The following is a 15,455-nucleotide window of genomic DNA, read 5'->3' as shown; positions in this document are numbered from 1 at the left end:
CTTCGCAGTGACCCATCTCACATTAATTTTCCTGGTCTATGCTTGATGTTCATGCGCGGTATCACGCCAGCGCATTTTCTCTTTTTCCCTCTGCTTAGCGATTAACGCCAGGCAACCCGAGGATCATGGGTCAAACGAGGTGGTGGAATGACAGCTAAATCTATTAGGTATTGGGGTTGTGAATATAGCGATGCGAACAGCGTTCGCTTTCATCTGTGGGCCAGCGGTCAGCAGCATATCGCCCTGCGCCTGAACGACGAAACACTGCCGATGCACCCGACCGGTGACGGCGGATTTGAACTGACGGTCAACGATGTTGCCCCCGGTTCAGCCTACAGCTTTATCCTGCCTGACGGCACCGCGGTGCCCGATCCGGCCTCCCGCGCCCAGCAAGGTGATGTCAACGGCCCGTCGCTGGTGTGCGATCCTCACAGCTATGTCTGGCGCAATACCCACTGGCAGGGCCGGCCCTGGGAAGAGAGCGTGGTCTACGAGCTCCATATCGGGACCTTTACCCCGGAGGGCACTTTCCGCGCGGCCACCGACAAACTGTCGTATCTGGCCTCGCTCGGCGTCACCATGATTGAGCTGATGCCGGTCTCCCAGGCGGGAGGCAGTCGTGGCTGGGGCTACGATGGCGTGCTGCTGTATGCCCCGCACAGCGCCTACGGCACGCCGGATGAGCTGAAGGCCTTTGTCGATACCGCCCACGGCCTCGGCCTGTCGGTGGTGCTGGATATCGTGCTTAACCATTTCGGGCCGGAAGGCAATTACCTGCCGAAACTGGCACCGGACTTTTTCCACCCGGAACGCATGACCCCGTGGGGGAACGGTATCGCGTATGACCTTGCGCCGGTGCGTCAGTTTATTGTCGATGCGCCGCTGTACTGGCTGACGGAGTTCCACTTCGATGGCCTGCGCTTTGACGCCATCGACCAGATCGAAGATACCTCCGACCCCCACGTGCTAATCGAGATCGCCACCCGCATCCGCGCAGCCATCACCGATCGGCCGGTGCATCTGACCACCGAAGACAGCCGCAACGTGGTGTTTCTCCATCCGCGTGAAGACGACGGCAGCGTGCCGCTGTTTACCGGGGAGTGGAACGACGATCTGCACAATGCCGTCCACGTGATGGCCAGCGGGGAAACCCATGCCTGGTACCAGGATTTTGCTGAAAAACCGGAGCAATGGGTGGCGAGAGCGCTGGCGGAAGGCTTCTCTTATCAGGGGGAACGTTCCCCGCAAACCGGTGAGCCCCGGGGAGTGAAAAGTATCGCTCAACCGCCAGTGGCCTTCGTCGATTTCATCCAGAATCACGATCAGGTAGGCAATCGTGCTCAGGGGGATCGCCTGTTAAGCCTGATTGGGGAGGAACGTACCCGGGTGCTGATGGCCGCGCTGCTGCTGTCCCCGCATATCCCGCTGATGTTTATGGGCGAGGAATTTGGGGAAACCCAGCCGTTCCTGTTCTTTACCGATTTCCACGGGGATCTGGCGCGCGCGGTGCGGGAAGGGCGCGCGAAAGAGTTCAGCGATCACGACGAGACGGTGCCGGATCCCAATGCACCCGAGACCTTTGCCCGTTCGAAACTCGACTGGAACAAACTCAACCAACCCGGCGGACAGACCTGGCTGCGCTTTACCCAACAGCTGTTGCAGCTGCGCCAGCGGGCGATTGTGCCGCTGCTGGCCGGAGCACAGGGCGGTAGCGGCAGGGTGCTGAAAACGGCCCCGGGCTGCGTGGTCGTGAGCTGGACATTTATACAGGGCACGTTGACGCTGGCGCTCAATATTGGCGAACAGGATCAAATGATGCCCGATATAGCGGGTGAAACGCTGTTTGCCTGGCCTGAAGGCCGCACGGAACTGCTCGCGAACACCGTTATTGTACGTTTTGCACAAGGAGAACCGACCTGATGATCCCCACAGCGACCTGGCGTATTCAGTTTCGCAACGGCATGACTTTCGACCGTGCCGCCAGTCTGGTGCCGTACCTGCAACAGCTCGGCATCAGCCATCTGTATGCTTCGCCAATATTTACCGCCGCCCGGGATTCGACGCACGGTTATGACGTCACCGATGCCAACGAGATTGACCCGTCTATTGGAGGCCGCGCCGGATTTGAGCGGCTGGTCAGCGCCCTGAAGGCGGCCGGGCTGGGGTTGATCCTGGATATTGTGCCGAACCACATGTCCACCTCGCTGGAAAACGCCTGGTGGCGCGATGTGATTGAACACGGAGAGAAGAGCCGCTACGCCCGCCATTTTGATATCGACTGGTCGCGTCGGCTGACCCTGCCGTTTCTGGGTGATGACTTTGATGTGGTGCTGGCGAACGGCGAAATCAGCGTTCAGCGCGACCCTGACACCGGCAAACCGGCGTTGGCGTATTTCGACAACTTTTACCCGCTGACGCCTGACAGCTGGGAAGGGCGCGAAGACGAGGTTCTTCGCCTTAGCGATCCGGCGGCCATCACCCGGCTGCATGACCAGCAGCCGTGGCGGCTTACCAGCTGGCGCGATGCCCCGCGCGACCTCTCCTGGCGTCGCTTCTTCGAGATCACCGGCCTGGTGGGCGTGCGGGTTGAGGACGACGCGGTGTTTGATGACAGCCATGCCCTGATCCTGGCCCTGGTGCGCTCGGGTGCAGTGGACGGGCTGCGCATCGATCACGTGGACGGGCTCGCCGACCCGCGCGCCTATCTCCAGCGTCTGCGTCAGGAGGCGGGCCCCGACTGCTATATCACGGTGGAGAAGATCCTCAGCAAAGGCGAGAACCTGCCCAATGACTGGCCGATCTCCGGTACCACCGGCTATGAATTTATCGCCTCGCTATCGGAAGTGCTGATAGATGACGACAAAATCGATGGCCTGCGCCAGGCCTATGACAGAGTCATGGGCCGCCCGGTGGATATGCACGACGAACTGCGCGACGCGCGTCTGCTGATGGTGGACAGAAACTTCGCCGGCGAGTTTTCTACCTTGCTGACGCTGGCGAAAACCCTGGCGCAGACCGAAGGCGTCAACATCGAAGAGGAGCCACTGCGGCTGGCGCTGCGCGAGCTGCTGGTGGCCTTTCCGGTATACCGCACCTACGGCACGGCGCAGGGGATGTCCGCCGCGGATGTGCGGCTGCTGAACCATGTGGTGTCGACCATCAGCGCCGATCCCGACGCCATTGCGCTGCTGATGCGTATTCTGACCGGCGAGGTCTCTGAGGAGGCCCGCGATACCGCCACGAATTTCCGCACCCGTTTCCAGCAGCTGACCGGGCCGCTGATGGCGAAGTCGGTGGAGGACACGCTGTTCTTCCGTCAGCACATGGATCTGGCCCTCAACGAAGTGGGGGCCGAGCCGGTGCCGTGCGCCTTTTCACTGACGCGTTTTCACACCGAGATGACCGCGCGGCGTGAGCGTCAGCCGGATGCGCTCTCCGGCACCTCAACCCACGACACCAAGCGCGGGGAAGATGCCCGCGCCCGGCTTTACACCCTGACCGAAGCCCCGGAGGTCTGGGCAGAGTGCGTGGCCCGCTGGCAGCAGCTGAACCAGACCCACGTGCGTTTTCTCAATGATGGTACGGCCCCCAGAGCCGCCGACACCTGGATGCTCTATCAGGCGCTGGCGGGGGTCTGGCCGCCACAGCTGGATCCGCAGGATGCAGAGGGGCTGAAGGCGCTGGAAGAGCGCTTCCTGGCCTTTGTTGAAAAGGCGCTGCGGGAGGCCAAGCTGCGCACCGACTGGGTGGACAGTAACGAAGCCTATGAAACGGTGGTGCTGGAGTATGCCCGCCATCTGCTGTCGCCGGAGAATCAGGATTTCCTGCAAGACTTCAGCACCTCGCTGCGTCCGTTTATCCGCTCCGGGCTGGTAAACAGCCTGAGCCAGACGGTGATCAAACTCACCGCCCCGGGCGTGCCGGATGTTTATCAGGGCAGCGAGGGGCTCAACTTTAGCCTCGTCGATCCCGATAACCGTCGCGAGCCCGATTTTGACCAGCTCCGCCAGCAGCTGGCGTCGGCGGATCGGCAGATTGCCACCCGCGAGGCGAGCTGGCAGGACGGGCAGCTGAAGCTGTCTGTCACCCGCACGCTGCTGCACTTGCGCCAGCGCAAACCGGCGCTGTTCCGTCTGGGCAGCTATGTTGCCCTGCTCACCCGCGGCGAGCGGGCGGATAAGGCGATTGCCTTTGCCCGCGTGGACGACGACGACGTGCTGATTGTGGTGGCACCGCGGCTGGCGCTGGCGAATGCCACCCGGGCGTTTCCCGTCACCGGGGCGGCTCTGTGGGGAGCGACCGAGGTGGTTCTTCCTCCCGATCTCGCGGGACGCAGCTATAAGGACTGTTTCAGCGGCGAAACCCTGGTGTTGGGTGAAAGTCTGCAATTGAGTGATGCACAGGATTGCTGGCGGGTGTTACTGGCCTGCGGCTAATGATTATTACTGTTCGAAGGAAAGACGTTATGGCATATGACAAAATTTATGAAATCCAGCCGGGGCAGAGTTACCCGCTGGGGGCGAATTACGATGACAAAGGGGTGAATTTTGCCCTCTTTTCGGCCTGCGCCGAACGCGTTGAGCTGTGTCTGTTTGACCCGAGTGGTAAATCTGAAATCGCCCGTCTGGAGTTACCGGAATACACCGACGAAGTCTGGCATGGTTATGTCCCGGATCTGAAACCGGGCGCACTGTACGGCTACCGCGTGTATGGCCCTTACGATCCGGAAAACGGGCACCGTTTTAACCCGCATAAGCTGCTGATTGACCCTTATGCGAGAGCCTTAACCGGGGAACTTATCTGGAACCCCTCGCACTTTGGCTATGAACTGGGGCATGACGAACTCGATCTGAGCTTTGATACCCGGGACAGCGCACCCTATACGCCAAAATGCCGGGTCATCGACCCACGGGTGTTCGACGGGCAGGATCCACATCGCCCGGCGGTGCCGTGGTCCAGTACGATTCTGTATGAAACCCACGTGAAAGGCTTTACCCAGCTCAACCCGGCGATCCCGCCCGAACTGCGCGGCACCTTCGAGGGGATGGGGCATAAAGCCACGGTGGATTACATCAAAAGCCTCGGCGTGACCTCCGTTGAGCTGCTGCCGGTACATGCGTTCCCGGACGATCAGCATCTGCTTGAGCGGGGGCTGAAAAACTTCTGGGGCTATAACACCCTTAACTTCTTCTCTCCGGCATCGCGCTACGGCGGCCCGAACGGCATTCAGGGGTTCCGCGACATGGTGCGCGCCTTCCACGATGCCGGTATCGAGGTGATCCTCGATGTAGTCTATAACCACACCGCCGAGGGTAACGAGCTGGGCCCGACGCTGTCGTTTAAGGGGATCGACAATTTCTCTTACTACCGCACCATTGCCGGTCAGCACCGCTACTACGTGAACGATACCGGCACTGGTAATACGGTGAATACCTCGCACCCTCGTGTGCTGCAGATGGTGATGGATTCCCTGCGTTACTGGGCGGAGTCGATGCATATCGACGGCTTCCGCTTCGACCTCGGCACCATCCTCGGGCGCGAGCCGGAAGGGTTCGATCAGCGTGGCGGCTTTTTCGATGCCATGATGCAGGATCCGCTCCTCTCGCGGCTGAAACTGATAGGCGAGCCGTGGGATATCGGCCCCGGCGGTTATCAGGTAGGGGGCTTCCCTCCAGGCTGGGGCGAGTGGAATGACAAGTATCGCGATACCGTGCGTGAGTACTGGCGCGGGGATAACGTCTCGTCCGATTTCGCCGCGCGGCTGCTCGGTTCCGGGGATCTGTATGACCAGCGTGGGCGTCGCCCGTGGGCCAGCATTAACTTTATCACCGCCCACGACGGTTTCACCCTGAACGACCTCGTCTCCTTCAACGAGAAGCACAACGAGGCCAACGGGGAAGACAACAACGACGGCCACAATGATAACCGGTCATCGAATTATGGCGTTGAAGGCCCGACCGACGACGAGCAGATTAATGCCCTGCGTGAACAGCAGAAGCGCAACTTCCTCACCACGCTGCTCTTCTCCCACGGCACGCCGATGCTGCTGGCCGGGGATGAGTTTGGCCGCAGCCAGCTGGGTAATAACAACGGCTACTGTCAGGACAGCGAAATCAGCTGGGTACACTGGGAGAATCTCCCGGAAAGCGCCGAGACGCTGCGCAACTTTACCCGGCATTTGATCAAGCTGCGCGCCAGCCAGCCGCTGTTGCACCGCGAGAGCTGGCGTGACGGGATGGAGATCACCTGGTTCAATGCCGGCGGCGGGCCGCAGCTGCCGGAGCACTGGGACGAGGGCACCACGCTGGGGCTGTACCTCACCCGGGCCGATCTGCACGGGCAAAAGGGGATCTGGCAGGAGGTGCTGCTGCTGATCAATCCGTATGAAGGGGCGGTGCCGTTCCGTATCCCGAAATGCGGTAAAGAGGGTTGGGTCCTGGAGCTGAGTACGGCAGGGGATGAGCATCTGGGGCAGGCGGTGATCCCGGATACCGATTTTCCGCTGCCAGGCCGCAGTATCGTGCTGTTACGGCGGCCATAACGCGGGGCGTTACTTGTTAGCCCGCGCTCTGTCCCACGGGCTGGTGGTCTCGTCGTCAGCTTTTGCTGGCGCGGGATCCTCCAGCGAGTCCAGATAGAGGGCTTCGACTTCGGCACGGGCCCACGGGGTACGCCGTAAAAACTTGAGGCTGGATTTGACGCTGGGATCGCTGTTAAAGCAGTTAATTTTAATCAGCTTTCCCAGCTGCGCCCAGCCGTAACGCGCCACCAGGGCATTGACCTGCATCTCGAGCGTGACGCCGTGCAAAGGATCTTTCGAAGGGTGAGCAGTCACAGGCATCCTTTTATTATCTGGCAAGGGGTTGAAAGCGGGGAAGGGTACAAGAAAAGCAGGGGGCCAGCAAGCGCTCAGGCGGTCACCGGTTTTGTAAATTTTGTAGGCCGGGTAAGGCATAGCCGCCACCCGGCACGACAGATCGCACCCGGGTTTATGCCCGGCGGCGCTGCGCTTGCACGGGTCTACGATTCCGGGAATGGATGTTTTTGAAACGCCGTTCCGTTATACTGTCGCTCCCGATCCCGACGCCATTGAATCCATGACAACGCCTGATAAAAACGTTCGTGCCTTTCACTTTTCCGCTTTTCGCTATCTGTTTGCCGCCCGTTTTCTCACCGTGCTGGGCAATGGTATTGCCCCCATCGCACTGGCTTTTGCGGTCCTGGATATCGGCGGATCGGTCTCTGATTTGGGTATCGTTGTCGCCTCCCGGTCGATTTTCAACGTGCTGTTCCTGCTGCTGGGCGGAGTGTTAGCGGACCGCTATTCCCGCAGTCGGGTGTTAGTTTCATCTTCCCTGGTCGCGGCCATTTCGCAGGCGGTTGTGGCCTGGTCGGTGCTGGACGGTTCCGCCACGGCGATCGGACTGGCCTTGCTCGGTGCCCTGAATGGGGCCGCCGCCGGGATCGCCTTACCGGCCTCTTCCGCGCTCATTCCTCAGACGGTTCCCGCCCGCAATCTGCGTGAAGCCAATGCCTTTTTGCAGGCCGGTATTTACGGTGGAACGGTGATCGGCGCTTCACTGGGGGGCATTCTGATAAGCGCCGTCGGACCCGGCTGGGGGCTGGCCATTGATGCGCTGGGCTTCGCCGCGGCTGCGCCGCTCTATTATTTAATCCGCGTCTCGCCACGTGAAGCCGGTTCAACCCAAAGCAATATTCTGCAGGACCTGAAAGAGGGATGGAAAGAGTTCGCCAGCCGGGCCTGGGTGTGGGCTATCGTCGTGCAGTTCACCATTATTAATGCGGCCTTCAGCGGCGTGATGATGGTGCTCGGGCCAGTGATTGCCGATGCCTCCTTTGGACGTGCACATTGGGGGATGATTATAGCAGCCCAGAGCGTGGGGCTGATTGTGGGATCTTCCCTCGCGCTGCGCTGGCGCCCGCGCCGCGACCTCTTTATCGGGGTGCTGCTGGTGTCGTTTTGCGCCTTACCCCCGTTCATGCTGAGCCAGCTTGCGGCCACACCCTGGCTGATGGCCGCGTTTTTTATTGCTGGCGTGACCTTTGGCCTGTTCGGTGTCGCCTGGGCCCAGTCGCTGCAAACCCATATCCCGCAGGACAAGCTGGCCCGGGTCTATGCTTATGATGCGGTGGGGTCTTTCGTCGCCATCCCCTTCGGCGAGCTTATCGCAGGCCCGTTGGCGATTGAGTATGGCACCAGCAACGTGCTGCTGGTATCCGCCGTTGCGGTGGTGATTGCCACGGCGGGGGCGAGCCTGGTGCCGGCTATCAGGCGGCTCGAGAGTGGTTCTGAGATGACATCGCACACAATGTCCGGGGAACGCAGCTCGTAGGCCGGGCAAGCGCAGCGCCCCCGACGGTTCCTTCTGGTTTGATAAAACGAGGAAAATGATTCATTCGATGATGAATACGCAGATGATTTCCAGTCACGCTTTCCAGGTGCCGTTTCAGGGCAAATTCATCTATGCCGAAAGCACATTCGGGCGCAATGGCCATGTGCTGATGCTTCATGGGGGCGGTAAGGATCGCACGGTGTTCTATAAATACCGTGCGCTTCTGGATAGGTCAGGCATTGGAACGACGCTCTTTGACTTTATAGGTCATGGTGAGACGGGGGGAGATATGCGCGCGTCCTCTCTTTTCAGCCGCACGGCACAGGCAGAGGCTGTGATTGCGTTTCAGGGGCTGGCTCTCACGGGGTGTATAGGCGTAAGTATGGGGGCCTATAACGCACTCCAGCTGAGTAAAACGATCCGGTTTCAATCCCTCATTCTCATGGTTCCCGGCGTCTACTCAACGCCAGCCTATAAGATTAACTTTGGTCCTGAATTTTCTGCCATCATTCGCAAAGAGAGAAGCTGGGCGCAAACTGATGCCTGGGATATCGCAGCAGAATTTACCGGCAATCTGCTGATTATTGCCGCCGAAAATGACGCAATCATTCCCGCAGAAATACCGGAAAGACTGTTGTCCTCAGCAGCTGGCTGCCGCCAGAAGCAGCTGCTCACCATTCCTGGCGCCGGGCATAATTCTATCTGGCAAAATTTAATGCTGTCAGACACGCTCTACGAAGAGGTGCGTTCAGCTTTTGCGCGGTGTTTATCCCACTGAACTTACTGTTTCGCCCTGGTCACAGCTGACCCTCTTAATGGTTTTCAGCTGGGGGCAAAGGCTACGACCCCCAACGCGTTCGCAGATACCGCACCGCCTCCTGCGCCTGGGGCTGATTGAGGTTGTTCTCACGGAACAGGATCGTACCGTCAATCTGCGGCTCGGATTCGTTCAGATCCAGCTGTTTTTTCAGCTCCGGCACGCCGCCTTGTACCGTCCAGTCGGGCTCTTTGCTTGAGGGCTCGCCCACCTTATACAAGGCGACGCCAATATAGAGCCGGGTATGGGTAGGTTTCACCACCTGAGCCCACCATTTCGCCAGCACGTCATAGCGCGCCGCATCCCGGGAAAATGGCCAGTAGATCTGCGGGGCGATGTAGTCCAGCAGCCCCTGTTGCACCCAGCGACGGGTATCGGCAAAGGATTCGTCATAGGCCGCCGCACCCCGGGTGTCGGACCCGGCCGGATCGTGGGAGCGGTTACGCCAGACGCCAGCCGGACTCACGCCAAACTCGACGTTGGGGTTGATCTGCTTGATGGTGCGTGACACCTGCGTAATCAGCTGCTGGGTATTGTCGCGCCGCCAGTCGGCTTTCGAGTCAAATCCCTGACCGTACTGGCGGTACGTCTGGCTGTCGTTCAGCGCCGAGCCTGCGGACTCGGCATAGAAGTAGTCATCGAACTGCACGCCGTCCACCGGATAGCGCGACACCACTTCGGCCACGATGCTGGTGATCCAGTCCCGGGCTTCCGGAATGCCGGGGTCGAGGACATAGCGATCTCCCGCGGTGCGGATCCACTCCCGATGCAGAACAAACACGCTCGGCGGATGGAGCGACAGGGTACGGTTCAGCTCCGCGACCGTGCCGGGCCGGGTGTTGGTTGAGACGCGGTAAGGGTTAAACCAGGCGTGAACCTTCATCCCGCGCTTGTGTGCTTCATCGAGCATAAACTGCAGCGGGTCGTAGCCGGGATCTTCCCCGATTTTGCCGGTCAGCATATCCGACCACGGCAATATCTTTGATGGCCACAGGGCGGTGCCGTCCGGTTTGACCTGGAAAAACACGGTGTTGATCCCGAGACTTTTCAGGTTATCCAGCTTATCGGTCAGGGCCTTTTGCTGCATGGCGATCCGCGATGCAGCAGGGCGACCGTTAACCGACGCCTGTGGCGGCCAGTCGAGACGAGAGACGGTCGCCAGCCAGACGCCGCGCACCGGCTCATGGCGTGCACCTTTATCCGGCAGCGGATGTTTAGCCACCGGCGGTAGCGGAGTGATCAGCGATTTAGGTGGTGTAGAGCTGCAACTGACCAGTAACAGCGCCCAGGCGATAAGGGCACCAGAGCGTTTAAGGTGGGTGGCAAGCTGAGAAGGACGTGAGCAGGCGATGATAGACTCCATTTCTACAGTGTTTCGCCGGGAACATTTATTGTCGTTCTATTCATGGGTAAGTCAATTCTTAACAATGATTGTCATTCCCCACTTTTTTCGTACGCCTTCCCATCGATTGCTTACACTTTATCGAGATAAATCTACACAAGAGGGGCTATGCGACAGACAGCATCTCATCTCTGGATCCTGTTGACCGGCTTACTGGGCATCCTTGTGGGGCGACATTGAGTCCGGAGACCACACTTCTGCTGGCGCGCAGTCAGTTCGCCTTTACCATCAGCTTTCATATTGTGCTGGCGGCGTTTACCCTCGGGCTGGCGCAACTCTTGATGGTGCTGGAGGGGCTCTGGCTGTGGCGTAAGCAGCCCGTCTGGCTCGGTCTCTGGCGCTACTGGAGTAAGGTGTTCGCCCTGAACGTGACGGTAGGGATCGTGACCGGGGTAGTGATGGAGTTCTCGTTCGGTACCAACTGGAGCGGGCTGGCGAGTCGTACCGGCGCGGTGCTGGGGCCGATGCTCTATATGGAAGTGCTGGTGGCCTTCTTTCTGGAAGCGGGCTTCATGGGGGTGATGCTGTTCGGGATGAATAAGGTGCGGCCGTGGATCCACTTTATGGCGACCTGCATTGTGGCGCTCGGTTCTGTGTTTAGCGCTTTCTGGATCCTCGCCGCTAACTCCTGGATGCAAACCCCGGACGGGTATCTGATTGGTGCCGATGGTCGCTTCCGGCCCGTTGACTGGTGGGCGGTGATTATCAATCCCTCCTTCCCGTGGCGGATGGCGCATATGGTTGTGGCCGCCATTCTCGGTACCGCCTGTCTGGTCGGGGCCTGTGGCGCATGGCATCTGCTGCGCGATGCCCGGCATCCGGCGGCCCGGCATATGTTTTCTATTGCGATGTGGATCCTGCTGATAATGGCGCCGCTGCAGGTGGTGTTGGGGGACCTGCATGGAGAGAATACCCGGGATCGTCAGCCGGTGAAGCTGGCCGCCATGGAAGGTAGCTGGGATCCCCCTCCGCCCGGACATGGCGAGCCGATGCGGCTCTTTGCGCTGCCGGATATGGCAGAGCGTCGCAATCATTATGAGCTGGCCATTCCTGATATCGGCTCCCTTTACCTGCGGCATAACCTGCAAGGGACGATCCACAGTCTTAATCAGTATCCTCCTGATGAACTGCCCTGGGTGCCGCTGGTGTTCTGGGCCTTTCGCATCATGGTGGGACTGGGTCTGCTGATGGTGTTTACCGCTATCGCCGGACTCGTTGCGCGTCTGCGCGGGCGATTATGGCAGGCGCGGCGGCTCCAGCGTCTGATGGTAGTCATGGCACCCGCCGGCTTTTTTGCCATGCTGGCGGGGTGGATGGTGACCGAAGCCGGGCGGCAACCCTGGACGGTCTACGGTCTGGTTCGTACCTCAGAGAGTATTTCGCCCGTGGCTCCGCATTTTGTACTCGGCTCATTAATTCTGATCGTCACGATTTACCTGGCGCTGTTCGGGCTGGGGCTGTGGTTTTTGCTGCGCCTGCTCGCCAGGCCGCCCACGGAGGACGAAGAAGGGGCTGAGCCCGATGTTGCCCGGCGGACCGGGAAAGGAGAAACCGATGCATGAGTTGATGGGATTACCGCTGTTACAAATCCTGTCAGCGGCATCGCTGGTGGTAAGCCTGTGGATCTACGTTCTGCTGGACGGAACGGACCTCGGCGCCGGAATACTCTGCGCCTTTCAGCGCGACGAGGCCTCCCGGCATAAGATCACTATTTCATTACTCCCCATCTGGGATGGGAACGAGACCTGGCTGGTGCTGGCGGCGGGAAGCCTCTTCGGGCTGTTTCCCCTTGCGTACGCCATTATTCTGAGCGCCCTGTATGTGCCGGTCTTTATCCTGGTGCTGGCACTGGTAGTGCGTGGAATGGCGATTGAGTTTCGGCATTATGCCCCACGTCTGTTTGATACGCTGCTGGTGGCGGGGTCACTGCTGGCTACGCTGGCCCAGGGGGTGATTGTCGGGAGTCTGATCCAGACGATCCCCAACAACGGTCAGCAGTTTACCGGTACCGGCTGGGAGTGGTTTAGCCCGTTTCCGCTCTTTTGCGCACTGTCGCTGGTGGTGTTTTATTGCCTGATGGGCGAGGGATGGCTGATCTGGCGGGGTACCGGGATACTGTTGCATCGGGCGAGGCGGGCGCTCCCCTGGCTGGCGACGATCGCGCTGTTGCTGATGGCCGGGCTACTGTTCTGGACCATGCAATTACAGGAGACCTGGCGTCTGCATCTGCAGAATTTCACGATCTGGCTGCCGTTTGCCGGGGCGGTGCTGGCGGGCGGGGGACTGGTGTGGTTCGGCCTAAAGGGCGGGTATCATTTTCTGCCGTTGGCCGGGATCCTGGTGCTGGTGAGTAGCGGCTTCGGCGCGCTGGTGTTTACGCTGTATCCGTGGATAGTCCCGGCGTCGATAACCCTTCATCAGGCGGCCGCGCCACCGGAGACCCAACGTTTTCTGCTGATAAGCTTTGCGCTGCTGGCGCCGGTGACGCTGCTGTACAACACCTGGGGGTTCAGGCTGTTTAGCGGGAAAATTCGCTAATCGTTACTGCGCCAGGATCTGCTCCAGCGTGGCACCTATCGCCAGAATTTGCGCATCACTCCCCGGCAAACCGTCTATCTCCAGCCCTACCGGCAACCGGCTGGTGGCGCCCACCCCGACCGGCAGGGTCAGCCCCGGCAGGCGGGCATTGCTTCCCGGATCCACATTGCGGATCAAGCGGGCAAAGTTTTCCGCGGAACTCACCTCATCATTCGCCAGCGGGGCGACGACCGGCGAAGTGGGGAAGATCAACCCGTCGAGCTGGTGGTCGTGGAAGGTCCGTTCATAGAGGGCGATCAGACGCCCGATCCCCAGCGAAACTGCCTGTTGGTATAGTGGCGTCAGCGGAACCAGATTGCCGTCATTATCCGGGATCCCCCCCGGGACAATGACGTGCTCAAAGATGGCGCGCACATCCGGGCTGGCGATGTGCTGCACGATATCCTGCAGGGTCAGCCGGGTGTCATGCGCCTGGAGATAATCAATCAGATCGTGCTTGCCTTCATGCATCACCACCGGGAAGGAGACGGCGGCATTGGCCTCTTCAAGCCCGGGCATCTCGACGGCAACCAGCGTGACTCCCGCATCGCGCAGCCTGGCGAGCGCGGCGTGGGCCTGCTGGCTGACCTCTTCATCCAACGCCTGCCAGAACCAGGGCGCAATTCCAAGACGAATGGTCCGGGCGGGTTTAGGGAGTAACACCTCGCCACCGGCCATCAGGCTGTCGAGCAGGGCAATATCCGCCACGTTGCGGGCCATCGGGCCCGCGGTATCCCGGGTGTGGGAGAGGGGGGTGATCCCCGCCTGGGAATAGCGCCCGGTGGTGGGACGAAAACCGACGCAGCCATTCAGGGCGCAGGGCTGGCGCACCGACGCCCCGGTATCGGTGCCGATGGCTACCGGTGCCATTCCGGCGGCAACGGCTACCGCGCTGCCCGACGAAGACCCGCCCGCAATACGGCTGACGTCATGGGCGTTGCGCACGCCCTTTATCGCAGGCGTGTGATACGCCGCGTTATAGCCGGTGACGCCAAAGGCCAGCTCATGCATGTTGCATTTGCCAATAATAATGGCGCCCGCATCGATAAGACGTTGGATCACCGGGGCGGTCGTTTTGGGTACAAAATTTTTCAGGGCTGGCGTCCCGGCCGTATTAGGCAAACCGGCGACGTGAGTATTGTCTTTCACCGCGACGGGAACACCGCCCAGCGGCAAGGGGGCACCGCCGCCGGCGAGATGTTTATCCCAGGCCTTTGCCTGCGCCAGCGCCTGTTCGGCATTCACCGTAATAAAGGCGTTGAGGTGATCCTGGGCGTCGATGCGGGCTAAGCAGGCACGAACCAGCGCTTCGCTCGACACTTTTCGTTCACTGATGAGCTGTGCCGCGTCGGCGGCGGTGAGGGTATCCAGTTGTGCAGGGTTTGCGGGTGTTATTGTTTTCATGGGCTGTTTCCGGACAGTGGGTATCCGCAACATTTAGGCAAATCAACCCTACGCGCGCCATCCTCAGGATTGAGGAGGCGTTAATGCCTGAGCCGCGAGGCCAGCTCCGTGCGGTTGGCGCAGTCGAGCTTTTTCAGGGCGTGATTCAGATGGGTGCGGACGGTGGTGAAGCTGATGTTCAGCAGGCGGGCGACCTCTTTATCGCCCAGACCTTTGCAGACCAGGCTGACCACCTCCTGCTCCCGGGCGGTTAACTGCGGGGACTTTTCATTTTTCGGTAAGGCTCTGGCAAACCAGGGTTCCAGCAACTGCAACAGTGCGATTTCGCGCTGCCCGAACGGCGGGGCGTCTTTGGCCCGCCAGATGCGCAGATCGCCCACGTCGTCACCATCACGTAAAAAATAGACATTAACGCCGTGGTGCATGCCGCAGGGTTTCAGGAACTCATGGTAAAAGGGCGTTTTGAACAACTCGCGGGCAGGCATCACCTCATCCACCAGGGTTGGATGCTGTTTTGCGCGCAGAAGCGGGGTGATGGGATCGATGTATTGCCAGGTACTGGCATGCTCACGCATTGCTTTTTCAGCAATGTTCCAGCTGACGCCGTGGCGCGAGGTCCTGGAGGCAGAGGACCAGATGCAGGATGCCGCAAAATCGGCCTGCAACAGGGCGCAGACATTTTCCAGCGTCTCCTGACGCAGGGCTCGGCTGCCCTGGCCCGAACCGAGTTGCCACAGGATGTGCGAGAACAGACGAAGCTCACTGGAGGTTAACGGGATCTCCATTCCTGATGTTCTCCCTGTGGGTTTGTGTCAGTGAGTGTAGAACAGGTCGGGCGCAGCGCCATAATTACCTGTAGTTACAACATACAATAAACTTATTACACTAAGACACGTCAACA

General features: G+C 60.0%; 11 protein-coding genes. 7 read left to right on the top strand and 4 right to left on the bottom strand.

The window, feature by feature from the left end:
* Window positions 1–147 precede the first annotated feature (147 nt).
* The 3 genes from treZ to glgX are packed head-to-tail and all read left to right on the top strand — an operon-like array spanning window position 148 to window position 6,541.
* On the top strand, window positions 148–1,920 hold the full coding sequence (treZ, locus tag LRS40_RS19200) for a malto-oligosyltrehalose trehalohydrolase (protein ID WP_231312391.1): 1,773 nt from the start codon (window positions 148–150) through the stop codon (window positions 1,918–1,920).
* On the top strand, window positions 1,920–4,436 hold the full coding sequence (gene treY, locus LRS40_RS19195; RefSeq protein ID WP_231312390.1) for a malto-oligosyltrehalose synthase: 2,517 nt from the start codon (window positions 1,920–1,922) through the stop codon (window positions 4,434–4,436). The genes treZ and treY overlap by 1 nt, the downstream gene beginning before the upstream one ends.
* A 29-nt stretch (window positions 4,437–4,465) precedes the next feature.
* Window positions 4,466–6,541, top strand: a complete 2,076-nt coding sequence (gene glgX / locus LRS40_RS19190) for a glycogen debranching protein GlgX (RefSeq protein WP_231312389.1) — start codon at window positions 4,466–4,468, stop codon at window positions 6,539–6,541.
* Between the two features lie 9 nt (window positions 6,542–6,550).
* Here the strand turns inward: glgX and LRS40_RS19185 are convergent, their stop codons facing one another.
* Entirely contained in the window at window positions 6,551–6,835 is a 285-nt protein-coding gene (locus LRS40_RS19185; protein WP_142489456.1) for a VF530 family DNA-binding protein, read from the bottom strand.
* A 262-nt stretch (window positions 6,836–7,097) separates the two neighbouring features.
* On the opposite strand from LRS40_RS19185, the gene LRS40_RS19180 reads away from it, so the two are divergent.
* Window positions 7,098–8,354: an MFS transporter gene (locus tag LRS40_RS19180; protein WP_231313918.1), complete on the top strand. Its 1,257-nt coding sequence runs from the start codon at window positions 7,098–7,100 to the stop codon at window positions 8,352–8,354.
* Between the two features lie 67 nt (window positions 8,355–8,421).
* Window positions 8,422–9,132: an alpha/beta fold hydrolase gene (locus LRS40_RS19175; RefSeq protein WP_231312388.1), complete on the top strand. Its 711-nt coding sequence runs from the start codon at window positions 8,422–8,424 to the stop codon at window positions 9,130–9,132.
* A gap of 61 nt (window positions 9,133–9,193) precedes the next feature.
* Here LRS40_RS19175 and LRS40_RS19170 read toward each other — a convergent pair whose 3' ends face one another.
* Complete coding sequence (locus tag LRS40_RS19170) at window positions 9,194–10,534, bottom strand: glycoside hydrolase family 10 protein (RefSeq protein WP_231312387.1); 1,341 nt, start codon at window positions 10,532–10,534, stop codon at window positions 9,194–9,196.
* Between the two features lie 215 nt (window positions 10,535–10,749).
* Between LRS40_RS19170 and LRS40_RS19165 the strand changes: the two genes are divergently transcribed.
* Window positions 10,750–12,135 (top strand): cytochrome ubiquinol oxidase subunit I, encoded by a 1,386-nt coding sequence (locus LRS40_RS19165; protein ID WP_231312386.1) that lies wholly within the window; start codon window positions 10,750–10,752, stop codon window positions 12,133–12,135.
* Window positions 12,128–13,111, top strand: coding sequence for a cytochrome d ubiquinol oxidase subunit II (locus LRS40_RS19160; RefSeq protein ID WP_231312385.1), 984 nt, complete (start codon window positions 12,128–12,130; stop codon window positions 13,109–13,111). The genes LRS40_RS19165 and LRS40_RS19160 overlap by 8 nt, the downstream gene beginning before the upstream one ends.
* A 3-nt stretch (window positions 13,112–13,114) precedes the next feature.
* On the opposite strand, the gene iaaH is transcribed toward LRS40_RS19160, so the two are convergent.
* Window positions 13,115–14,554, bottom strand: coding sequence for an indoleacetamide hydrolase (gene iaaH, locus LRS40_RS19155; protein ID WP_231312384.1), 1,440 nt, complete (start codon window positions 14,552–14,554; stop codon window positions 13,115–13,117).
* A gap of 80 nt (window positions 14,555–14,634) precedes the next feature.
* Complete coding sequence (locus LRS40_RS19150; RefSeq protein ID WP_231312383.1) at window positions 14,635–15,339, bottom strand: LuxR C-terminal-related transcriptional regulator; 705 nt, start codon at window positions 15,337–15,339, stop codon at window positions 14,635–14,637.
* Window positions 15,340–15,455: the final 116 nt, after the last annotated feature.

It is taken from the genome of Leclercia sp. G3L, from assembly GCF_021117075.1.
Classification (GTDB): domain Bacteria; phylum Pseudomonadota; class Gammaproteobacteria; order Enterobacterales; family Enterobacteriaceae; genus Enterobacter; species Enterobacter adecarboxylatus_C.
The sequence above is the reverse complement of the archived record's forward strand: the minus strand, read 5'-3'. Positions and strand labels throughout refer to the sequence as shown.

Coding starts and splice junctions, on each gene's coding strand:
- treZ (WP_231312391.1), top strand. CDS start 148: ATGACAGCTAAATCTATTAGGTATTGGGGTTGTGAATATAGCGATGCG.
- treY (WP_231312390.1), top strand. CDS start 1,920: ATGATCCCCACAGCGACCTGGCGTATTCAGTTTCGCAACGGCATGACT.
- glgX (WP_231312389.1), top strand. CDS start 4,466: ATGGCATATGACAAAATTTATGAAATCCAGCCGGGGCAGAGTTACCCG.
- LRS40_RS19180 (WP_231313918.1), top strand. CDS start 7,098: ATGACAACGCCTGATAAAAACGTTCGTGCCTTTCACTTTTCCGCTTTT.
- LRS40_RS19175 (WP_231312388.1), top strand. CDS start 8,422: ATGATGAATACGCAGATGATTTCCAGTCACGCTTTCCAGGTGCCGTTT.
- LRS40_RS19170 (WP_231312387.1), bottom strand. CDS start 10,534: ATGGAGTCTATCATCGCCTGCTCACGTCCTTCTCAGCTTGCCACCCAC.
- LRS40_RS19160 (WP_231312385.1), top strand. CDS start 12,128: ATGCATGAGTTGATGGGATTACCGCTGTTACAAATCCTGTCAGCGGCA.
- iaaH (WP_231312384.1), bottom strand. CDS start 14,554: ATGAAAACAATAACACCCGCAAACCCTGCACAACTGGATACCCTCACC.
- LRS40_RS19150 (WP_231312383.1), bottom strand. CDS start 15,339: ATGGAGATCCCGTTAACCTCCAGTGAGCTTCGTCTGTTCTCGCACATC.